Source organism: Streptococcus mitis, from assembly GCF_946188585.1.
Taxonomy (GTDB): Bacteria; Bacillota; Bacilli; order Lactobacillales; family Streptococcaceae; genus Streptococcus; species Streptococcus mitis_DG.
The window spans coordinates 436509-458765 of the sequence record NZ_CAMHVI010000001.1; the positions used below are offsets into that span (position 1 = coordinate 436509).

24 protein-coding genes and 2 riboswitches are annotated in these 22257 nt (G+C 40.7%); of the genes, 7 read left to right on the plus strand and 17 right to left on the minus strand.

Annotated elements, in window-relative coordinates:
• Position 1 precedes the first annotated feature (1 nt).
• The 6 genes from N8M66_RS02170 to lctO form a co-directional block, all read right to left on the minus strand.
• A complete protein-coding gene (locus N8M66_RS02170) occupies positions 2–1387 on the minus strand; it encodes an ATP-binding cassette domain-containing protein (RefSeq protein WP_261045338.1) in 1386 nt (461 codons plus the stop codon).
• The gene (locus tag N8M66_RS02175) at positions 1388–1948 is read right to left on the minus strand and encodes an ECF transporter S component (RefSeq protein ID WP_020900143.1); all 561 of its coding nucleotides are present in this window, start codon (positions 1946–1948) and stop codon (positions 1388–1390) included.
• 151 nt (positions 1949–2099) lie between these two features.
• A riboswitch (TPP riboswitch) is annotated at positions 2100–2188 on the minus strand.
• Positions 2189–2303: 115 nt separating this feature from the next.
• On the minus strand, positions 2304–2933 hold the full coding sequence (thiE, locus tag N8M66_RS02180; protein WP_261045339.1) for a thiamine phosphate synthase: 630 nt from the start codon (positions 2931–2933) through the stop codon (positions 2304–2306).
• Position 2934: 1 nt separating this feature from the next.
• Positions 2935–3717 (minus strand): hydroxyethylthiazole kinase, encoded by a 783-nt coding sequence (gene thiM, locus N8M66_RS02185; protein ID WP_261045340.1) that lies wholly within the window; start codon positions 3715–3717, stop codon positions 2935–2937.
• 279 nt (positions 3718–3996) lie between these two features.
• Positions 3997–4665, minus strand: a complete 669-nt coding sequence (locus N8M66_RS02190) for a TenA family protein (protein ID WP_261045341.1) — start codon at positions 4663–4665, stop codon at positions 3997–3999.
• 214 nt (positions 4666–4879) lie between these two features.
• Positions 4880–4968, minus strand: a riboswitch (TPP riboswitch).
• A gap of 148 nt (positions 4969–5116) precedes the next feature.
• A complete protein-coding gene (lctO, locus tag N8M66_RS02195; protein ID WP_000120723.1) occupies positions 5117–6253 on the minus strand; it encodes an L-lactate oxidase in 1137 nt (378 codons plus the stop codon).
• Between the two features lie 215 nt (positions 6254–6468).
• Here lctO and N8M66_RS02200 point away from each other — a divergent pair, with 215 nt between their 5' ends.
• From N8M66_RS02200 to N8M66_RS02215, 4 genes are read left to right on the plus strand one after another with little or no spacing between them, the layout of a single operon-like run.
• Positions 6469–7149 carry an amino acid ABC transporter permease gene (locus tag N8M66_RS02200; protein ID WP_261045342.1) on the plus strand — a complete coding sequence of 227 codons (681 nt, stop codon included), beginning with the start codon at positions 6469–6471 and terminating at the stop codon, positions 7147–7149.
• Complete coding sequence (locus N8M66_RS02205; protein ID WP_261045343.1) at positions 7109–7786, plus strand: amino acid ABC transporter permease; 678 nt, start codon at positions 7109–7111, stop codon at positions 7784–7786. Before N8M66_RS02200 ends, N8M66_RS02205 begins: the two co-directional genes overlap by 41 nt.
• The gene (locus N8M66_RS02210) at positions 7787–8545 is read left to right on the plus strand and encodes an amino acid ABC transporter ATP-binding protein (protein ID WP_261045345.1); all 759 of its coding nucleotides are present in this window, start codon (positions 7787–7789) and stop codon (positions 8543–8545) included.
• Between the two features lie 11 nt (positions 8546–8556).
• Entirely contained in the window at positions 8557–9423 is an 867-nt protein-coding gene (locus N8M66_RS02215) for a cysteine ABC transporter substrate-binding protein (RefSeq protein WP_261045347.1), read from the plus strand.
• A 60-nt stretch (positions 9424–9483) separates the two neighbouring features.
• Here the strand turns inward: N8M66_RS02215 and pyrE are convergent, their stop codons facing one another.
• The 7 genes from pyrE to typA all read right to left on the minus strand — a co-directional run bounded on the left by pyrE (position 9484) and on the right by typA (position 16989).
• A complete protein-coding gene (gene pyrE, locus N8M66_RS02220; protein WP_004261667.1) occupies positions 9484–10116 on the minus strand; it encodes an orotate phosphoribosyltransferase in 633 nt (210 codons plus the stop codon).
• Between the two features lie 39 nt (positions 10117–10155).
• Complete coding sequence (pyrF, locus tag N8M66_RS02225; protein ID WP_261045349.1) at positions 10156–10851, minus strand: orotidine-5'-phosphate decarboxylase; 696 nt, start codon at positions 10849–10851, stop codon at positions 10156–10158.
• A 232-nt stretch (positions 10852–11083) separates the two neighbouring features.
• Positions 11084–12337 (minus strand): cell division protein FtsQ/DivIB, encoded by a 1254-nt coding sequence (locus N8M66_RS02230; protein WP_261045351.1) that lies wholly within the window; start codon positions 12335–12337, stop codon positions 11084–11086.
• Between the two features lie 9 nt (positions 12338–12346).
• Positions 12347–13405, minus strand: a complete 1059-nt coding sequence (locus N8M66_RS02235; protein ID WP_261045353.1) for a UDP-N-acetylglucosamine--N-acetylmuramyl-(pentapeptide) pyrophosphoryl-undecaprenol N-acetylglucosamine transferase — start codon at positions 13403–13405, stop codon at positions 12347–12349.
• 1 nt (position 13406) lies between these two features.
• Complete coding sequence (gene murD, locus N8M66_RS02240) at positions 13407–14759, minus strand: UDP-N-acetylmuramoyl-L-alanine--D-glutamate ligase (protein WP_261045355.1); 1353 nt, start codon at positions 14757–14759, stop codon at positions 13407–13409.
• Between the two features lie 114 nt (positions 14760–14873).
• A complete protein-coding gene (locus N8M66_RS02245) occupies positions 14874–15128 on the minus strand; it encodes a DUF3165 family protein (RefSeq protein WP_261045358.1) in 255 nt (84 codons plus the stop codon).
• Positions 15129–15147: 19 nt separating this feature from the next.
• Positions 15148–16989, minus strand: a complete 1842-nt coding sequence (typA, locus tag N8M66_RS02250) for a translational GTPase TypA (protein WP_000164111.1) — start codon at positions 16987–16989, stop codon at positions 15148–15150.
• Between the two features lie 161 nt (positions 16990–17150).
• Between typA and N8M66_RS02255 the strand changes: the two genes are divergently transcribed.
• Positions 17151–17876: a 16S rRNA pseudouridine(516) synthase gene (locus N8M66_RS02255; RefSeq protein ID WP_261045360.1), complete on the plus strand. Its 726-nt coding sequence runs from the start codon at positions 17151–17153 to the stop codon at positions 17874–17876.
• A 42-nt stretch (positions 17877–17918) separates the two neighbouring features.
• Here N8M66_RS02255 and N8M66_RS02260 read toward each other — a convergent pair whose 3' ends face one another.
• The 4 genes from N8M66_RS02260 to N8M66_RS02275 all read right to left on the minus strand — a co-directional run bounded on the left by N8M66_RS02260 (position 17919) and on the right by N8M66_RS02275 (position 19353).
• The gene (locus tag N8M66_RS02260; RefSeq protein ID WP_261045362.1) at positions 17919–18146 is read right to left on the minus strand and encodes a DUF4190 domain-containing protein; all 228 of its coding nucleotides are present in this window, start codon (positions 18144–18146) and stop codon (positions 17919–17921) included.
• Between the two features lie 166 nt (positions 18147–18312).
• Positions 18313–18540, minus strand: a complete 228-nt coding sequence (locus N8M66_RS02265; protein ID WP_049492311.1) for a hypothetical protein — start codon at positions 18538–18540, stop codon at positions 18313–18315.
• A 163-nt stretch (positions 18541–18703) separates the two neighbouring features.
• Positions 18704–19084: a rhodanese-like domain-containing protein gene (locus N8M66_RS02270; RefSeq protein WP_201058300.1), complete on the minus strand. Its 381-nt coding sequence runs from the start codon at positions 19082–19084 to the stop codon at positions 18704–18706.
• The gene (locus N8M66_RS02275; protein WP_000051787.1) at positions 19084–19353 is read right to left on the minus strand and encodes a YqgQ family protein; all 270 of its coding nucleotides are present in this window, start codon (positions 19351–19353) and stop codon (positions 19084–19086) included. The genes N8M66_RS02270 and N8M66_RS02275 overlap by 1 nt, the downstream gene beginning before the upstream one ends.
• A 63-nt stretch (positions 19354–19416) precedes the next feature.
• Between N8M66_RS02275 and N8M66_RS02280 the strand changes: the two genes are divergently transcribed.
• Both N8M66_RS02280 and N8M66_RS02285 read left to right on the plus strand, forming a co-directional pair.
• Positions 19417–20325 (plus strand): LysR family transcriptional regulator, encoded by a 909-nt coding sequence (locus N8M66_RS02280; protein WP_084926873.1) that lies wholly within the window; start codon positions 19417–19419, stop codon positions 20323–20325.
• Between the two features lie 51 nt (positions 20326–20376).
• Complete coding sequence (locus N8M66_RS02285) at positions 20377–22254, plus strand: N-acetylmuramoyl-L-alanine amidase (protein ID WP_261045366.1); 1878 nt, start codon at positions 20377–20379, stop codon at positions 22252–22254.
• Positions 22255–22257 lie beyond the last annotated feature (3 nt).

Here is a 22257-nt window from a genome sequence, read left to right on the forward strand (position 1 = left end):
ACTATCTCACCTCCCCTTGGGTATTGATACTTTGAGATGTGAGTGGTTTGGTAATTGTCACTTCTTTCACATGACTGAGACCCTGACTAGTCATCTCAATCCAATAATCAACCACAGAGATCAAGGGATCTAAACGATGACTAATGATCAGAAAACTTCTTCCTTGATTTCTGTCCTCCACAATCCACTGACAAAAATAATGGCAAGCTCTATCATCCAAACCAGCAAATGGTTCATCTAGCAAAATCACAGACGCCTTGCTGGTCAAGATGGTCAAGAGCTGTAGAATCTTTTGCTGACCACCACTTAATTGATAGGGACTCTTATCAAGCGCCTGCTCCAGATCAAAATATCGTAAAGCTTGAAGAATTCGCTGATTTCTTTCAGAATCTGAGCTATCTAATTGAAGTTCCTCTCGCAAACTAACTCGGATAAACTGCTTCTCAGCTTCCTGAACAACACCCGTCAAGTCACGATACAAACTCTTTTTCTTTTTCAGGACTGTCCCCTTCCAGGTAATGCGCCCCTTATACTTTTGAAATTGAAGAATAGACCGAAAGAGGGTTGATTTCCCGACACCATTGTCTCCCAAGATACAGGAAATCCCTTGGTAAAATGTAAAATTCACAATCGAAAAGAGGGGGCGATTATCCAGCTCACAAGTCGTTCGATCCATATGGAATAGTTCTGGACTAGAAGCAACTTCCTTTGAAGCAACCTGTGTCATCTCAGAGGTAGGGATTTGAAATACTTCCCTTAGTTGTTCATCTCTTAGCTCCACCATATGGTCGATATAGGCTTCATAGTCCGTCAAATCATGGTCGCATAAGATGACTGTCTTCCCATCAGAGGCCAACTCTTTTAGAATCTCTAAGATCTCTATCCTGCTCTTTCGATCAATGGAAGCAAAGGGTTCATCCAAGAGATAGACCTTAGGATTCATGGCAAAGAGAACCGCCAAGGCAGCCTTTTGCTTTTCCCCACCCGATAAGTGATGGATGGGACGGTGCAAGATTGCCTTGCAGCGGCATTGCCGGACCACCTCAGCAATTTTAGCATCAATCTCTTGCACAGGATGGCCAATATTTTCCAAGGTAAAAATCAGCTCTTCAAACAAGTTCTCCATGGTAAATTGATGATTGGGATTTTGAAAGAGAATACCAACCGTCTGGACACGTTCGATGATAGAAAGCTGACTGACCTCGCTCCCATTTATCAGGACTTGACCTCTATAGGGAAGAGAACTGACTTGGGCAATTATTTGAAAGAGGCTGGATTTTCCTGAACCACTGCTCCCAACTAACAAGGTAAAGGATTGCGCATGAAAAGTAAAATCAAGCGGCTCAGAGAAGATTGGGGACTGAATCGCTCGTAGTTCCAGCCCCATCTATGCCTTGCCCCCAGCTGCAAACTGATGATAGAGTTTGACAATAGCACGAACCAAGATGGTACAGAAGAAAAAGACAGAAATAAAGCGTACCACAAGCAAGGAAAGAACAAAAGGAAGGGAGAAGGCGTAGTAACCTAACTTAATGTATTCATAGACAAAGCTAACAAGCGTAATCCCAATACTATTGGCAGTTAGAGAGAGCCAACTTTCATAGCGATTCTTGGTTACGATAAAACCAAGTTCACTTCCCAAACCTTGAACCAATCCTGACAAAAGGGCACCTAGACCGAATTGGCTACCATAAAGGACTTCAGCAAGTGCAGCTAACACTTCTCCAATCGTCGCACTTCCAACTCTTGGAACAAAGATAGCAGCAATGGGCGCAGCCATACACCAGAGACCAAAGAGGATTTCATTAGCAAAGGCCTGCAAACCAAGAGGGGCTAAAATCAGAGTGAGGATATCAAACAGATAGCCTGAGCCCACAAAAACGCCACCAAAAAAGATAGACAAGAAAGCAAGCAAGATAACATCTTTTAAACGCCATTTTTTAAACATAAAAACTCCTTTTAAGACATAGGGCATTTAAGAGAGACCTGCCATCATACTCTGCATCTAGTCTATCTAGTAAAAAATAAAAAACTCTAATCACACACAAGAATTAGAGTTTTGCTTACAAGATTAGACAGTTCTTTTCGACATACGAAAAAAAAACCATTTCACATTTCCCTTCGCCAGTCTTAACTGTATCAGGTTCAATGGGTATCATCTCAGCCTAAAGCACCCCAAATGTCTTTATTATTTAATTATATAAATATTATAACAAACGATTTTTTTCAGTTCAAGAAATTGAACTGGAAATACAGACTTGCACTCACAAAGACAGCAGATCTTTCTTTGGTTAGATCGATAGCTATTGTTCACTCATTTCTCGAACAGTTTTCTCTACATTTTTAGAGTAGGAGATCGCTGAAATGATTGAAACACCATCCATATTGGTCTTCATAATGTCTTTAATATGTTGCGTCTGTATCCCACCAATTGCAACTAAGGGCATTTGTGGCAATAGTGTTCTCATCAATTTAAGACCTTCATAACCTATAGCGCCACCAGCATCATCCTTTGACTGGGTATCAAATACAGGACCAACACCAACATAATCTACATATTCAACTTTTGATTGTTGAAATTCTGCCTCGTTTTTTATAGAAAGACCAATTATTTTATCTGGCATCAATTTTCTAATTTCATCAACACCAATATCGTCTTGACCTACATGTACGCCGTCAGCATCTATTTCCAATGCTAACTCAATATCATCATTAACAATAAACGGAACATTGTATTTTCTACAAAGATCCTGTAGTTTAATTGCTAATTCGACTTTTTCTTTGCCTTCTAAAGCTCCCTCACCTTTTTCACGAAATTGAAATAAAGTTATACCACCTTTTAAGGCTTCCTCAACGACTGTATATAGATCTTTTCCTTGGCAAGTAGTCGTTCCACAAATAAAATATAGTTTTAATAATTCCTTATGAAACATTTTACTTCACTCTTTTGAATTCCTTTACATCTTCATCTGTAATCTCGTATAAGGCATTTATAAATTCAACTTTAAATGTTCCAGGAAGATGTCCATTTGGACGTTTTTCTGCCATTTCTCCAGCGATATTGTAAACCAACATTGCTGTTTCTAATGATTTCAATTCTTGACCTTTTTCTAGTCCGATAAAGCTTGCTACTACAGCACCTAATAAGCATCCTGTCCCAATAACTTTTGGCATCATGGCACTACCATTATGAATCGTTACCACTTCTCCATTAACCGCAATAGCATCCACTTCACCTGTTACTATTATAGGAATATTGAACTTCTTATTTGCTGCTAGAGCAATTTCATCAATATTATCTACGCCCGCACTATCTACTCCTTTAGATGCCACATTTATCCCTACTAAAGAAGCAATCTCGCCAGCATTTCCCCTAATCGCTGCTAGTTTATAATTGTTGATTAGATCATCTGCTACTTTTTTTCTATATTCTCCTGCTCCACAGGCTACAGGATCTAATACTGCAGGGACATTATATTTTTCAGCAATTTTTAGTGCCTCTTGGTACAGCTTCCAATTATCATCCGTTAAAGTCCCAATGTTAATCAATAAACCTCCAGCATACTTTAATAAATCCTCTAAATCAGCAGGAAACTCACTCATAGCTGGTGATGCACCCAGTGCTACTAATCCATTTGCTGTGAAATTTTTTACTACATCATTGGTTATGCAAATGACCAAAGGTGCTTTTTCTTTTAATAATTTTAAACTTGTCATATTGAAATCCTTCCTTTTCACTTTATACGATCTACTGATTTCGATTTATTTCTATCTTTCGTTAAGAAATTTTTTTATTTACATTGAATGATTTATGCTCAATGAAAATCAAAGAGCAAACTAGGAATCTAGCCTCAGGTTGCTCAAAGCACTGCTTTGAGGTTGTAGATAAGACTGACGAAGTCAGTCACATATATAATCTAAGGTGAAGCTGACGTGGTTTGAAGAGATTTTCGAAGAGAATTACCTCATCAAATTTGTAAATATCCTAAACTTTCTCTAGGCGTCATAACCAATATCAAAAAAGGCTAATTCTAAAGCAACTGCTTGATTCCAGCGTTCCTGAAGTTCTGTCAAATCTTCTCTACCTTTCCCGACACGATTAAGTTCATCAACAAGAAATTGAACCCACTCTGCAAAGAAAGGACCTCTGTGGAGATTGATCCATTCCGAATGAATATAGGCTTCAGGTAGTGCCAAATCTTTAGAACCCCAGTCTAAATAGAGACCTTCTGCAATGACCAGCATAACCAAAAGATGGGCATAGTCTGGTGAAGCCACTGCCGAATACATAAGATCCTGAAAGGCTTTTGTTACAGGGTGCAAGGTCACTTCTAGATAGTCATTCTCTGCTACTTTTAACTCTTTGAAAGCCTTTTGGAAATAACCGTCTTCATCTGCTTCAAGAAAGCCTAGTTGCTTGGCAAAACGAAGCTTGGATTCAAGTTGGTCTGCGTGGGCTACGCAAGCACCTAGCATGGATAAAAAGGCATCAAAGAAGTGATAATCTTGAATTAGGTAGTCTTTTAAGACCTTATTCTCAAGTGTCCCCGCAAAAAGTTCCTTAACAAAACGATGATTGATTGCATCCTGCCAATCCTTCTGACTGCTTTTTAATAATTCTCCAACAATCAAACCTGGCTCAAATGCATAGTCTTGTATTTCCATATTTATTTTTCCTCTCTTTACTTGTTCGTAATCAACAAAACACCAAGAAAATCCTAGTTTTACTTGATCTTTTTAAAGAAAATCAAGGGCGTTCAAGAAGAGCTACCTAAATGCTTTGTATCGCCTTCATCCAGTTTATATAAACAAAAAACTCTAATTACAATCAAGAATTAGAGTTGACTTACACGATTAGACCGTTCATTTCGACATACGAAAAAAACGTTTCACATTTCCCTTCGCCAGTCTTAACTGTAGCAGGTTCAATGGGTATCATCTCAGCTTAAAGCACCCCAAATGTCTTTATTATTTAATTACTGGACCAGTATAGCAAAAAATGAAAGCCCTAGCAAGATATTTGACTGAAAAATATATTTATATAGTTTTCAATGGTGATTTATTCTTCCTATAGACGAAGAAAAACCTCCACATTCAGTGGAGGCAAGCTGTTTTATCAATACAATTTTAAGTCACGAGGGTCAACTGGGAAGGTTGGATTGTATGGGTTGTGACGAAGCTTGAAGTGTTTGACATCTTCAATAGTCTGAGTTCCAGACAATTGCATAACTGTCTTCAATTCCGCATTCAAGTGTTCAAAGACTTGGCGTACACCGACACTACCACCAAGGGCCAAGCCATAGATAACAGGGCGACCAATAGCTACCAAGTCTGCTCCTGAAGCCAAGGCTTTAAAGACGTGTTGACCACGACGAATACCTGAGTCAAAAACGATTGGCACACGTTTATCAACTGCTTCTGCTACTTCTTGAAGTGAGTCAAAGGCAGCTGGTCCACCGTCGATTTGGCGGCCACCGTGGTTGGTTACCCAGATACCAGAGGCTCCTGCAGCAAGCGAACGTTCAACGTCCTCACGGCATTGTGGCCCCTTGACATACACAGGAAGACCTGAGTATTCAGCGATAAATTCTACATCACGTGGAGATAGGCGTTGCTTAGCTGATTTATAAACAAAGTCCATTGATTTTCCAGCACCTTCTGGCAGGTATTCTTCAACAATCGGCATGCCAACTGGAAAGACAAAACCATTACGCTTATCAACCTCACGATTACCCCCTACAGTAGCATCTGCCGTCAAGACAATCGCTTTATAACCTTCAGCCTTGACACGGTCCATGATATGGCGATTGATTCCGTCATCTTTACTAAAGTAAAATTGGAACCAATGAGGTGTCCCTTGAAGGGCTTCCGTAATTTCAGGAAGGTCAACAGTAGAGTAAGAGCTGGTTGTATAGAGGGAACCAAACTCATGCACACCACGCGCAGTAGCTACTTCACCTTGTTCATTTGCCAATTTATGAGCCGCAACAGGCGCCATAATGATTGGTGAAGATAGTTTTTCACCCGCAAATTCAATCTCTGTACTTGGATTTTCTACATTGCAAAGTGTATGCGGAACAATGAGTTTGTGGTTAAAGGCACGAATGTTCTCGCGTAAAGTGAAAGTATCTTCCGCTCCACTAGCGATATAGCCAAATGCTGCTTTAGGAATAACCTGTTGCGCCATAGGCTCCAAATCATAGGTATTGATGAAATCTACATGGCCTTCTGCATTGCTTGTTTTGTATGACATAAAATGCCCTCCTTAATAAGTAAGCGTTTACTTTGTATATTACAAAAATATCTTAACTCTTTTTTCAAAACTTTTCAAATATTTTGTTTGGAAATTTCAGAAAGATTGTGTCTATGATAAAAAATCCTTATAACGGCAATAAAAAATAGATATTATCCAAAGGAGCTTTTAAGTGCTACAATAACTGTATTATTTCTAGATGGGAGGTTCTATTTTTGGATTGGTCCATTGCTGAACAATATCTACCACTATATCAAAAGGCTTTTCTCCTAACCTTGCATATTGCAGTTTGGGGGATTCTGGGATCCTTTCTGCTCGGTTTAATCGTTAGTATCATCCGGCATTACCGCATCCCTGTTTTGGCGCAAATAGCAACAGCCTACATCGAATTGTCACGCAACACGCCCCTTTTGATTCAACTCTTCTTTCTCTACTTCGGACTTCCCCGAATCGGGATTGTCCTATCTTCAGAAGTCTGTGCCACTTTAGGACTGGTCTTTTTAGGAGGCTCCTATATGGCAGAATCTTTCCGAAGCGGACTTGAAGCTGTCAGTCAAACCCAGCATGAGATTGGATTAGCCATCGGTCTGACACCTATACAGGTCTTTCGCTATGTGGTTCTTCCACAAGCAACAGCGGTGGCCCTACCATCTTTTAGTGCCAATGTCATTTTCCTGTTCAAGGAAACCTCTGTTTTCTCAGCAGTTGCTTTGGCAGACCTCATGTACGTCGCCAAGGACTTGATTGGGCTCTACTATGAGACAGACATTGCGCTAGCTATGTTAGTAGGTGCTTATCTGATTATGCTGCTACCCATCTCACTGGTCTTTAGCTGGATAGAAAGGAGGCTCCGCCATGCAGGATTCGGGAATCCAAGTACTCTTTCAGGGAAATAATCTCCTGAGAATCATACAGGGACTGGGAGTTACGATTGGGATATCCATCCTGTCTGTTCTCTTATCCATGATTTTAGGAACAGTCATGGGAATCATCATGACCTCCCATTCTAGAATCGTACGATTTTTAACACGATTGTATCTGGAATTCATCCGTATCATGCCCCAGCTAGTACTACTCTTCATCGTTTATTTCGGATTAGCTCGAAACTTTAATATCAATATCTCAGGAGAGGCTTCTGCTATTATCGTTTTTACCCTCTGGGGAACAGCTGAAATGGGGGACTTGGTCCGTGGAGCTATCACTTCCCTCCCTAAGCATCAGTTTGAAAGTGGACAGGCGCTCGGCTTGACCAATGTTCAACTTTACTACCACATCATCATCCCACAGGTCTTGAGAAGACTGTTACCGCAGGCCATCAACCTTGTCACTCGGATGATCAAAACCACTTCTTTAGTTGTTTTGATTGGGGTTGTTGAAGTGACCAAGGTTGGACAGCAAATCATCGATAGCAATCGCTTGACTATCCCAACCGCTTCCTTTTGGATTTACGGAACCATTCTGGTCTTGTATTTTGCAGTCTGCTTTCCTATTTCCAAACTATCCACTCACTTAGAAAAACATTGGAGGAACTAAATGTCTGAAACTATTTTAGAAATCAAGGAACTAAAAAAATCCTTCGGAGACAATCCTATCCTCCAAGGTCTTTCTCTAGATATCAAAAAAGGGGAAGTTGTGGTCATCCTTGGCCCATCTGGTTGTGGGAAAAGTACCCTGCTTCGTTGCCTCAATGGCTTAGAAAGTATTCAAGGTGGAGATATTCTTCTAGATGGCCAGTCCATTATTGGTAATCAGAAAGACTTTCACTTAGTTCGCCAAAAGATTGGCATGGTCTTTCAAAGCTATGAACTCTTTCCCCATCTGGATGTCCTTCAAAACCTCATCCTAGGCCCTATCAAAGCACAGGGACGGGACAAAAAAGAAGTAACAGAAGAAGCTTTACAACTACTAGAACGTGTCGGTTTGCTGGATAAGCAACATAGCTTTGCGCGCCAATTATCTGGCGGACAGAAACAACGGGTTGCGATTGTCCGTGCCCTGCTTATGCATCCAGAAATTATCCTCTTTGATGAAGTGACTGCTTCACTGGACCCCGAGATGGTGCGTGAAGTTCTGGAACTCATCAATGACTTAGCTCAAGAAGGCCGTACCATGATTCTAGTAACTCATGAAATGCAGTTTGCCCAAGCCATTGCAGACCGCATTATCTTCCTAGACCAAGGAAAAATCGCTGAAGAAGGAACGGCTCAGGAATTCTTCACCAATCCGCAAACCAAACGAGCCCAGGAATTTTTAAATGTCTTTGACTTTAGCCAATTTGGCTCATATCTATAAAGGAGATTCTTATGAAACTATTCAAACCACTTTTAACTGTTTTGGCACTTGCCTTTGCCCTTATCTTTGTCACAGCTTGTAGCTCTGGTGGAAAGGCTGGCTCATCGTCTGGTAAAACCACTGCCAAGGCTCGCACAATCGATGAAATTAAAAAAAGCGGTGAGCTACGAATCGCCGTATTTGGAGACAAGAAACCGTTTGGTTACGTTGACAATGATGGTTCTTACAAAGGTTACGATATTGAGCTTGGGAACCAATTAGCGCAAGACCTTGGCGTGAAGGTTAAATACGTTTCAGTCGATGCTGCCAACCGTGCTGAATACCTGATTTCAAACAAGGTAGATATTACTCTTGCCAATTTTACAGTAACAGACGAACGTAAGAAACAAGTTGATTTTGCCCTTCCTTACATGAAAGTTTCTCTGGGTGTCGTATCACCTAAGACTGGTCTTATTACAGATGTCAAACAATTAGAAGGCAAAACCTTGATTGTTACAAAAGGAACGACCGCTGAAACTTATTTTGAAAAAAATCATCCAGAAATCAAACTCCAAAAATATGACCAATACAGTGACTCTTACCAAGCCCTTCTTGACGGACGTGGAGATGCCTTCTCTACTGACAATACGGAAGTCCTAGCTTGGGCGCTTGAAAATAAAGGATTTGAAGTCGGTATTACTTCCCTCGGTGATCCAGATACTATCGCAGCAGCAGTTCAAAAAGGCAACCAAGAACTGCTAGACTTCATCAATAAAGATATTGAAAAATTAGGCAAGGAAAACTTCTTCCACAAGGCCTATGAAAAAACACTTCACCCAACCTACGGTGACGCTGCCAAGGCAGATGACCTTGTTGTTGAAGGCGGAAAAGTTGACTAATACTCAATGAAATCACAAAAGAAATCAGGTAATCCTAGTGACTACCTGATTTTCTATATCTTAAGCATTTTGCCAATTTTCTTGGTCTTCTTTAAAGCGTTTAAGGAGATCCAAGCCTTCTGGTGTGATATAACCTTCTTCTTGAGCTAGATGGATAAGTTCACTGTAGTTAGAAAGCGTCACAAGTTTGACACCTGCGTCTGAGAAGTTCTTATCTGCTTTTGGCAATTGGTAACTGAAAATCGCTACAACTCCAAGCACATCTGCTCCTTCTCGTTTAGCAGCTGCTACTGCTTCAAGAACAGAACCACCTGTTGAAATAAGGTCTTCAACCACTACCATTTTTTGACCCTGAGCTACGCGGCCTTCGATTTGATTACCAGCTCCGTGGTCTTTTGGTTTGCTACGGATGTAGGCAAATGGCAGATTCATCTTGTCAGCAATAATAGCTCCGTGTGGAATCCCTGCTGTCGCAGTTCCTGCAATCACTTCAACCTCCGGAAAGGCTTCTTTGATAGCATCTACAAAACCATTTTCAATGAGAGTACGAGTTTCTGGATAGGCTAGTGTCACACGATTATCAGTGTAAATCGGTGACTTGATACCAGATGCCCAAGTGAAAGGCTCCTCTGGTTTGAGGTAAACTGCTTGAATTTTCAAGAGGTGGCTAGCGATATCTTTAGCAAGTGTCATGGTCTTCTCCTTTTATTTTTCTAATCTATTTCTTTAATTCTAGTCTTGGTTCCATTCATCCTTGATGGCATGATAAGCTACAACAGGATCTTCAGCTTGGGTAATGGGACGTCCCACTACGATATAGTCACTACCGATTTGATAGGCATCAGCAGGGGACATCACACGTTTTTGATCTCCAACAGCAGCTCCTGCTGGACGAATCCCCGGTGTTAGACAGATAAAATCTGGATTGGTGGCCTGCTTGATAAGTTGAACTTCCTGAGCCGAACAAACGACACCATCCAAGCCCGCTTCAGCTGTTTTCTTAGCATAGTGGATTACAGACTCTTGCAGGCTGGTTTGGATATTCTGAAAATCCTGCATCTGAGCTTCTGATGTTGAGGTCAGCTGCGTTACAGCAATCAACTTCGCTTGACTTCCAAGACCTTCACGCGCAGCCTTCATCATCTCCACACCACCAGCCGCATGAACATTGGTCATATCCACACCAAGCTGAGCCAAGACCTTCATGGCTGACTTGACTGTATTAGGAATGTCATGAAGCTTGAGATCCAAAAAGACGCTGTGACCCAGACCTTTCAAGTAAGACACAATCTCAGGCCCTGTTGCGTAATAGAGCTCCATCCCTACCTTGAGATAAAGGCTTTCTTCTGCTGGAAAAAGAGCTAAGAATTCCTTGACTGCCTCAAAACTAGGAAAATCAAGAGCAATGACTGGACGATGTTCTCGCATAGGTTTCTCCTTTTACCTTTGCTAGTGAGAGAGTCTGGTCAACAGAAGCCACGAAAAAAGGAACCTGCCAACAGCAAGGTTCCACGAAAAATGGGTAGTCTCCACCCTTTCACCGTCTAACCTTAGCTGCCTCTCTGGACTGCTTTAAAGGTTTTTTACTATTCTATTATTTCTACTAGCACTTGTCAAGTAAAAACATGGCAACTAAAGAGCTATAGGAGAAAAGGTAAGCCTAGCGACGCGATGAACGTCGGGTCGTTTGGTTTTGATTGCCCTCTTCCTCCAGCTTTTTCCTTTCCTCTTCTAGTTTATTTTGCTGTTCTTCCAGCCTTTTCTTCTCTTCCTCTTTCTGTTTCTTCTCAGCTTCCTTGGCCTCTTGTTTGGCTTTTTCCTCAGCCTCCATAATTAATTTATCCGCCACAGTGTAACTGTAAATTCCAGCTTCCATGTCAATCACACTCGGTTCTGACAATTGAGGCTTAATCTTACTATAGTATGGCAATTTCTTACTCATTTCAGAAAGTGGAACCAAAACTTCGTCCGAATCGTTCATGGTCAATCGAATTAAATCTGAAGTCACCTTGCTTGGGGCTAATTCCACCTTTTGGATAGCCGCCTTGAGTTCAGGGCTAATTTGAGCAAGTTCTGAGGTAAAGGTTTTGATTTGTTCGTTGTCATTAAAGAGAACTGACAAATATGTTTCTGGCAGACTCACCAAACTAACCGCACTGGTCTCCACCTTCCCACTGGAAAGAATTGGATAATGACTTTCACCAGAAACATAGTAGGCAACAATATCATATTCCTTGATCTTGATAGTAAACTTAGTTGGAAATTGATAGACAAGCTGAGCTGATTCAACCCAATAATTAGACTTGATCTGTTCTTCATATTTTGCCTTGTCTAGCAGAAGGTTAATCGTATAATCCGAATCCTGAATACCTGAAGCCTGTCGAATATCATCAGCTGTAGTTTGCACTGTTCCCTCAACACGAATATCCTTCATGGTCGCATAAGGACTAAGCAAGTAGGCAGAGACGACCAATAAAAGCAGACTTAGAAACAAAATCGAGATAGCCCGCCAGATATGAACTCCTGGAATTTTCGGTTTAGCCGGTTTTTCCTTTACAGGCTTTTTCTCTACTTTTTTATCCTGTTTATTCTGTTTCTTTGGCTCTTTGGATTTTTGTTCTTCTTTGGCTACTTCTTTTTTGACGTCTTCTGTCTCTTCTAGTTTTTCCTTAGCGTCTTCCTTATCTGATTCTGGGTCTTTTGGTTCAGGCTCACTCTCTTTGTCTTCAGTTTCATCTGATTTTTCAGATTTTGAAGCCATTCGAGCTTGTCTTTCCTTTTCCTTCTCCTCAGCTAGGGCCGCCTCTTCTTCAGCCTTCTTTTTTAGGTATTCTTGGTTTCGTTTCTGCCATTCTGATAACTCTTTAAATTCTTCGAGGATTTCTTTGCCCTCATTTTTCTTATCTTTTGACATTTACTTTCCTTATGATAAATCTTTTTTCAATAATTGATAAAAATCTGCTAGAGATTTCAATTCCTTAGAAGCCTTCATCTTGGATTGATAGTCTTCCTTGTGGCTTAGTAGGTGAGAAAGCTTCTCTTCCAAACTATCCAAGGTCAAATCACTTTCTTGAAGCTCTTCTGCATAGCCTTTCTTAACAAAGTAAGCCGCATTTTCAATCTGGTCACCACGACTAGCTTCACGACCAAGTGGCACAATGACATGTAATTTTGCCATGGCCAAGAGCTCAAAAATCGTATTGGCACCACCACGCGTCACAACAATGTCAGCCAATTCCATCAAGGGTTGATAGAGATTGGTCACATAATCAACACGAAAAAGATTTTGGCTCAACTCGTTCAGACTAGAATCTCCAGTTAGATTGATAATATTGTAGCGCTCTGTCAGCTCTTTCTTATGGTCTGTCACCAATTGGTTAAAGACACGAGCACCTGCAGAACCGCCAACGAACAATACAGTTGGCAATTTTGGATTAAAGTGGGTTTGAATATCCACCAATTCATCTGGTTCTAGAGTATTTTGGTCTGAAACCTTTGTCACTGCTCCCACATGCTCGACCTTAGACAAACTTGAAGCTTGCTCAAAGGTTGAATACATCTTCGTCGCAAATTTATAGGCGATTTTATTGGCCAAGCCCATAGACAGGTCAGATTCGTGAATAAAGACAGGCACTCCTGACACACGCGCAGCGATCACGGGCGGTACTGAGACAAAGCCTCCCTTCGAAAAAAGAGCCTGTGGACGAAGTCGCAACATGATAAAGAGGGATTGGACAATTCCCCAACCAACTTTGAAGACATCCAGCATATTTTGCCAAGAGAAATAGCGACGCAATTTTCCAGTCGCAATAGAATGGAAGGTGACATCTAGACCTGACTTGAGGATTTCTTGGTGTTCGATACCACGCTTGTCCCCGATATAGTGAACTTCCCAGCCATCTTCGATGAACTTGGGCATTAACAAAAGATTGAGGGTGACGTGTCCAACCGTCCCCCCACCTGTAAAGACAATTTTTTTCATATTATTCCTTTAACTCCGCTACTGTGTCGATAAAGAGGTCGCCACGTACTTCAAAGTTAGCATACATATCCCAGCTGGCATTGGCAGGACTGAGAAGAACCACATCTCCTTGAGTCGCTAGCTCATAGGCCTTGCGGGTCGCATCTGCAATATCGGTCGCATCCACATAAGAAACACCAGCCTTGTCTGCTGCCTGTTTAACACGTTCTGCAGACTGACCCAGGATGACCATCTTCTTGAGTCCAGTAATGTCTGGCACCAATTCGTCAAACTCATTACCACGGTCCAAACCACCTGCAATCAAGATGACCTTGCTGTTGTCAAATCCCGACAAGGCTTTTTGGGTAGCCAAGATATTGGTTGACTTGCTATCATTATAGAACTTAACACCCTGAATTTCATCCACAAATTGAAGACGGTGCTTAACACCACCAAAGGCTGAAAGAGTTTCCTTGATGGTTTGATTGTCCACACCACGGAGCTTGGCTACTGCAATAGTTGCAAGGGTATTTTCCACATTGTGGCTACCTGGAACACCGATTTCACTAGCTGCCATGACCACTTCTCCACGGAAGTAGAGTTGACCATCTTCCAGATAAGCTCCATCAACCTTTTCAAGTGTTGAAAATGGTACAACAGTAGCTTGTGTTTTGCTAGCCAATTCTTTTGCCAAGTCTTGGTTAAAGTTCAAAATAAGAAAATCATCCGCTGTCATCTTGTTCTGAATATTCCACTTGGCTGCCACATATTCCTCAAAAGAACCATGGTAGTCGATATGAGTTGGCATGAGGTTAGTAATAACCGCAATCTCAGGATGGAATTCTTGAACGCCCATGAGTTGGAAAGAAGAAAGTTCCATGACAAGCGTGTCCTTGTCCGACGCAGTTTGAGCCACTTGACTGGCTGGATAGCCGATATTGCCTGATAAGAGACCATGTTGGCCAGCGGCAGTCAAAACTTCCCCAATCATCGTCGTTGTGGTTGTCTTTCCATTTGAACCAGTAATACCAACAATCGGTGCTTCTGAAATCAAGTAAGCCAATTCCACCTCAGTCAAGACTGGAATACCCTTGGCCAAAGCCTTTTCTATCATGGGATTGCTGTAAGGGATACCTGGATTTTTCACCATAAGGGCAAACTCTTCATCCAAGAGTTCCAAAGGATGGCCACCTGTGATAACCTTGATCCCTTCTTCCAGCAAACTTTGGGCAGCTGGATTGTCCTCGAAAGGTTTTCCGTCATTTACTGTCACAATGGCACCTAGCTTGTCCAACAAACGAGCTGCAGATTCACCAGACTTAGCCAAACCTAAAACAAGGACTTTCTTATTTTTAAATTGATCTATTACTTTCATGTCTCGAACTCCATTTCTACTCTTACTATTTTACCATTTTTATGGAAATAATTCTAAATGAAAATGCTCAGATTAGGCATTCTAACAAGCAAAAAGAGAGCCGAAACTCTCTTTTTATCTTCTTTTACTTTTATTAACCGACATGAGGGTAATATCTCGCAAGCTAAAGTATGCTAGGAAGAGCATAGCGACTGCGATGAAGAATTCTGTCGGTAGCTGAAAGATTTGCAGGACAGACAGCATTAATAAAATCAAAAGTGCTACGAAAGCAAAGACGACAAGGACGATATTGACTGTCCCTTTAATGCTTTCTGGTGTCGCAAATACATAGAGTAGTAATAAGAGGAGTCCTATGATTAAATAAACCATCTTTATCTCTTTCTAGCTCTTATTCAGCTGATTTTTTCTTCTTGTTAGCTTTCTCACGCTCTGCCTTGTTAAGGATTTGTTTACGCAAACGGATAGACTCAGGAGTTACTTCCATGTACTCATCATCATTCAAGAACTCAAGAGACTCTTCAAGTGTCAAGATACGAGGTGTCTTGATAACAGCTGTTTGGTCCTTAGTAGCTGAACGAACGTTGGTCATTTGTTTCGCCTTAGTGATATTAACTGTCAAGTCGTTTTCACGAGAATTTTCACCGATGATCATTCCTTCGTAAACCTCAGTACCTGGGTTGACAAAGATTGTACCACGTTCTTCAATAGACATGATTGAGTAAGTTGTAGCCTTACCAGCATCGATAGAAACAAGGGCACCACGGTGACGTCCACCAATTTCCCCTGGAATCAATGGTAAGTATTGGTCGAAGGTATGGTTCATGATACCATAACCACGAGTCATTGACAAGAACTCAGTTGAATATCCAATCAAACCACGCGCTGGAACAAGGAAGACCAAACGAGTTTGACCATTACCAGTTGAAATCATATCCAACATTTCACCCTTACGTTCAGAAAGGCTTTGGATAACAGATCCTTGGTATTCTTCTGGAGTATCGATTTGAACACGTTCAAATGGCTCACATTTAACACCGTCGATTTCTTTGACGATAACTTCTGGACGAGATACTTGAAGTTCATATCCCTCACGACGCATTGTTTCGATAAGGATTGACAAGTGCAATTCTCCACGTCCTGAAACAGTCCATTTATCTGGTGAATCAGTTGGGTCAACGCGAAGGGAAACGTCTGTTTGCAATTCTGCCTGCAAGCGTTCTTCCACCTTACGAGAAGTTACCCATTTACCTTCTTTACCAGCAAATGGTGAGTTGTTGACCAAGAAAGTCATTTGAAGAGTTGGCTCATCGATGTGTAGGATTGGAAGAGCTTCAACTGCGTCTGTCGGAGTAATGGTTTCACCGACAAAGATGTCTTCCATACCTGAAACGGCAATCAAGTCACCTGCTTTAGCTTCTTGGATTTCACGACGTTCCAAACCAAAGAAACCGAAGAGTTTTGTAACACGGAAGTTCTTAGTTGTACCATCTAGTTTAGAAAGGGTAACTTGGTCCCCAACCTTAACAGTACCACGGAAGACACGACCGATACCGATACGTCCAACGAAGTCATTATAGTCCAAAAGTGATACTTGGAATTGCAAAGGCTCATCTGAGTTATCTACTGGAGCTGGGATGTGGTCGATAATCGTGTCAAAGATTGGTGCCATAGTAGCTTCTTGGTCAGCTGGATCATCTGACAATGAAGAAGTTCCGTTGATAGCTGAAGCATACACCACTGGGAAGTCAAGCTGGTCATCATCAGCACCAAGCTCGATGAAAAGTTCCAAGACTTCGTCCACTACTTCTGCTGGGCGAGCTGATGGTTTATCGATTTTGTTAACAACCACGATTGGGACAAGGTCTTGTTCCAAGGCTTTTTTCAATACGAAACGAGTTTGTGGCATGGTTCCTTCGTAGGCATCTACGACCAAGACAACACCATCAACCATTTTCATGATACGCTCAACTTCTCCACCGAAGTCCGCGTGTCCAGGTGTGTCCATGATGTTGATACGAGTTCCGTTGTAGGCAACGGCTGTATTTTTAGCAAGGATGGTAATTCCACGCTCTTTTTCGATATCGTTTGAGTCCATAGCACGCTCAGCCAATTCAGTACGTGCATCGAGCGTTTCTGATTGTTTCAATAATTCGTCAACGAGGGTTGTTTTACCGTGGTCAACGTGGGCGATAATCGCAATGTTACGGATATCTTCTCTTAATTTTGTCATGATTTCCTCTATAATATTCAAAATTTATTTTCTAACTGAAAGATTATACCATATTTTCAAGTAAATAACATAACTCAAGCAAGTGTAAATGTTTTCACTCCGCTTTTCTTTTCACGTCAAGCCTTTTCAAAGCAAACAACTTATGATAAGATAGGCACAGTATGCGTTTAGATAATTTATTAGCCCAAGAAAAAATCAGCCGAAAGGCCATGAAACAAGCCTTACTTAAAGGAGAAATTCTAGTCGATAGTTGCCCAGCCCGCTCCCTAGCCCAAAATATCGATACAGGACTACAGGAACTCCTTTTTCAGGACCGAATCATTCAAGGCTATGAGCACACCTATCTTATGCTTCATAAGCCTGCTGGTGTCGTTACAGCCAACAAAGACAAGAAACTTCCAACCGTCATGGACCTCCTTCCGCCTGACATCCAGTCTGACAAGCTCTATGCCGTCGGTCGACTGGACCGAGATACGACTGGACTCCTCCTCTTGACCGACAACGGTCCCTTGGGCTTTCAGCTCCTCCATCCCCAATACCATGTCGATAAGACCTACCAAGTTGAGGTTAATGGCCTCCTGTCACCTGCCCATATCCAAGCCTTTCAAAAAGGAATTGTCTTTTTAGATGGCACTGTCTGTAAACCTGCAAGGCTAGAGATTCTATCTGCAAGTCCTTCCCACAGCCAAGCCTCTATCACCATTTCAGAAGGGAAATTTCATCAGGTCAAGAAAATGTTTCTCTCGGTTGGTGTCAAGGTGACCTCCCTCAAAAGAATTCAGTTTGGTGAGTTTACATTAGACCCAGAACTAGCAGAAGGTCAATACCGTCCCTTAAACCAAGAGGAATTGAAAATCATTAAAAACTACTTAGAGAAAAGTGGATAAAACAAAAAAGCTTTCAAATAAAGCTTTTTTGTTTTACACTAGTTAATTCCTAAAAAGAATCAATCCTAAAACCCAATTAATTACGGAAACTACAATCCCTACAATAGCTATAATTTTTTCTGTTTTATAGTCTAGTCCAGATTCTTTTTGAAGTGAGTTAGCATACAATAAACTGGTAATACCTAAACCAATACCTCCCAATGGAAATAACAAACCAAGAATAATCGACAAGATACCCACAAAAAGTGGATTTTTTTTCTTTTCTTGCATTTTCTAAAAACTCCTTAAACTAAACACAAATGAATAATACCATAAAAATCGGCTTTATCAAATTGGGTGAAAAATGTTAGCACTATGTTATCCGGTTCTTGAACCGAGAAGAGTGGATAAAACAAAAAAGCTTTTAAAAATAAAGCTTTTTTTGTTAGAATCCTGATTAGTGCATCATTAAGAGGAGTCCTGCAACCCAGTTAATTACAGAAACTACAATTCCTACGATATTTAGAATTCGTTCTGTTTTATAGTCTAATTCAGATTCTTTTTGATGTGAATTAGCCAAGACTAGACCAATGATCCCCAAAACAAGACCCACGATTGGAGATAGCAAACCAAGAACGATAGATAGGATACCTAAAACAAGGGAAGATTTCTTCTTTTCTTTCATATTATAAAACTCCTAAAATTATTACCACTAAATTATATCAAAAGAAATAGGTTTTGTCTATATAATACTATACGTTTTTTTATCATATTAATCATAGCATTTTCTCAAAGAAACGTCCACTTGTCTACCCAAATCGGAACTTAGTTTGAGAATTTAGCTTATGTTAATTAGTCTTCACTTTTCCATTCCAAGAATCCAATCCATAAGAAAGGATATAAATCTCAGAGAAACCTTGCTTTTTCAGATAGAGTGCTGCATTTGTGACACGTTGCGCACGTTGGTTTTCGTAAAGAAGGACAGGTTTATCTTTACGAAGGGCTGCAAGACTAGTCTTCAACTGGCTTGAAGGAATATTTCGGGCACCAAGGATATGTTTTCTGTGGAATTCAGCTGGGTCGCGCAAATCAATCAATTGACCCGTACGAATCAAGGCTGCAAATTCCTCATTGTCCACGATTTTAGCCGCACGACGAATACGGAGATAGTTAAAGCCCATCCATGCCAACATTGCTAGTATAAGTGCCCACAAAATCCAAGTAACCATTAGTTCTTCTCTCCATTTTTCTCAATATAATCCAATTCTACCTTGTGCTCTCTGCGAAGAACTGCTTCTGCTTCTAGATAGTCTAATTTGTCCATCAACCCTGCATCGTAAATTCGAGAGAGTTCCAGCTTCATCAGCTCAATATCATATAAGCGTTTTCCCATATAAACAATAATACCAAATCGTTTGAGGAATTGCTGCACATCATAGAATGTTTTCATAAGACTCATTCTAGCAAAATTTTGTGTTTTTTTCAAGAAGAGACTCACACAATGCTCCTGATTTTCCTATCTTCTTTGGCGATTCTGACGCAAGTGTGGTACAATAAAAACATGAGAATTCAACAATTACACTATATTATCAAAATCGTCGAAACCGGCTCCATGAATGAGGCAGCCAAGCAGCTCTTTATCACCCAACCAAGTCTTTCCAATGCTGTGAGAGATTTAGAAAATGAAATGGGTATTGAGATCTTTATCCGCAATCCTAAGGGCATCACCTTGACCCGTGATGGGATGGAGTTCCTCTCTTATGCCCGTCAAGTTGTCGAGCAAACCCAACTTCTGGAGGAACGCTATAAAAATCCTGTCGCCCACCGCGAACTCTTTAGCGTTTCGTCTCAGCACTATGCCTTTGTGGTCAATGCCTTTGTCTCTTTGCTCAAGAAAAGCGATATGGAGAAATACGAGCTCTTCCTTCGTGAAACTCGGACTTGGGAAATTATCGACGACGTCAAGAACTTCCGTAGTGAGGTCGGTGTCCTCTTCTTAAACAGCTACAACCGTGATGTTTTAACCAAAATGCTGGATGACAACCACCTGCTGGCTCACCATCTTTTTACCGCCCAGCCTCATATCTTTGTCAGCAAGACCAACCCTCTGGCAAAGAAAGACAAGGTCAAACTATCTGATTTGGAAAACTTCCCTTACCTCAGCTATGACCAAGGAACCCATAACTCCTTCTACTTTTCAGAAGAGATTCTCTCGCAGGAATACCACAAAAAATCTATCGTAGTCAGCGACCGTGCTACCCTCTTTAATCTCTTGATTGGTTTGGATGGTTATACCATTGCGACAGGGATTTTGAACAGCAACCTCAACGGAGACAATATCGTTTCTATCCCACTGGATATTGATGACCCAATTGAGTTGGTCTATATCCAGCATGAAAAAACCAGCCTATCCAAGATGGGCGAACGCTTTATCGACTATCTACTAGAAGAAGTTCAGTTTGATAGTTGAGAAATCAGCAAGATTTTATTATAATAAGCAAAAAAACAAAAGGAGTTTAATATGAAAAAGGTTTTACTTGCTAGTGCAGTTGCCTTATCTATTTTAGGATACACTCAAACAACTGCCCAAGCTCAAGAAAATAAAGCAGAGGTAGTACGAGAAAATGTGACAATTCCTCATTCAAGTACTTCAAAAATCGAAAACCAAGAAAAATCGAAAGAGAAGGTCGAAAAAACAGACAATTCTTCTAAAATTGATGATAAAGAAGAAAAAATAGAGAAAAAAAATCCTGCTACAGAAGAGAAGAAGTCTGAAGTAAAAAAAGAAGAAAAAGTTGAAAAAGTCAAAGAAGGTTGGCAGGAAGAAAATAATAACTGGCGCTTTTACGAACACAACAAACCTGTTACCAACTGGAAAAAAATCCAAGGAAAGTGGTACTACTTCAATAAAGATGGCCATCGACTAAGCAATACAACCTTTGATAGTTATGTTTTCAATAAAGATGGAGTGATGGCTGAAAACGGTTGGAACTTTATCAATGGAAAATGGTACTTCGCTAATTCTTCTGGAAAAATTTCTCAGAATAAATGGGAGAAAATTGGTGGTGCTTGGTATTACTTTGACAAAGATGGAATCATGCTTAGTAATACAACTTTTGATAACTATTTACTGACCAAAAGTGGAGCTATGGCCACAAACGGCTGGGCAAAAATCGACCAAAATTGGTATTATGCCACATCCTCTGGAAAAATCTCTCAGGACAAGTGGGAGAAAGTCAATGGTTCTTGGTACTACTTTGATAAAAAGGGAATCATGTTGAGCTCAACTACATTTAAGGGCTACCTATTTAATAACAGTGGTGCTATGGCTGAAAATAGCTGGGTAAAAATTAAAGATACTTGGTTCTATGCGAACGCATCTGGAAAATTTGTCCAAAACAAATGGGAAAAAATCAGCGGTTCTTGGTATTCTTTTGCTCAAGATGGAGCTATGTTAGCCGATAAATGGTCGGGAAGCTATTATCTAAAAACCAATGGAGCCATGGCTGATAATGAATGGATATTTGATAAAAACTATAATAGCTGGTTCTTTTTGAAGCGTGGTGGAATGTATGCATCAAAAGAATGGATTGGAGCTTACTATCTCAAAGCTGGTGGTTATATGGCTAAAAAAGAGTGGATTTACGACGACACTTATAAGGCTCGCTACTACTTAGACGATAATGGACATTATGTTTCCGGAACTTACAAAATTGACGGTAAAGACCATCTATTCCACAAAAATGGTCAATGGATTTCTGAGGTCTCAAAAGAAGTTGGTTTTGTAAAAGGCCAATACAGTAGAACCATCTTTTTAGATCCTGGACATGGTGGAAGAGACTCAGGTGCATACTATTACAATGTCGCTGAAAAAGACCTCAACATGCAGGTGTATCGTAAATTACGCAAAAAGTTAGAAGAACTTGGCTACAAAGTTCTTACTTCACGTGATAGTGATATTGATGTAGATTTTGTTACAGAGCGTTCTCGTATGGTTAACAAGACTAACTCTGATATCTTTATTAGTATTCACTTCAATGCGACTGGCAGCGCGTACTCTAGAGCTAGTGGAATTCAAACCTATTCCTATAGTGATGATCCTGATTATCCAAGTAAAATCAACCCATACTGGCATAACCATCCTGACCGTATAAGTGAGAGCAAGCGCCTCGCAGCAGCTATCCACTCTTCATTGTTAGCTGAAACTGGTGCTAAAGATGCTGGTTTATTGGAAAGAAGCTTTGCCGTTCTTCGAGAAACTGCTAAACCAGCCGTCCTCCTAGAGCTTGGTTATATAGATAATTTCGCTGAAAATCAACAGATTCGAGATAGCCACTATCAAGATAAGCTTGTAGCAGGTATCGTGAAAGGAATTCAAAAATATTACGCTGGTAAGTAAAAA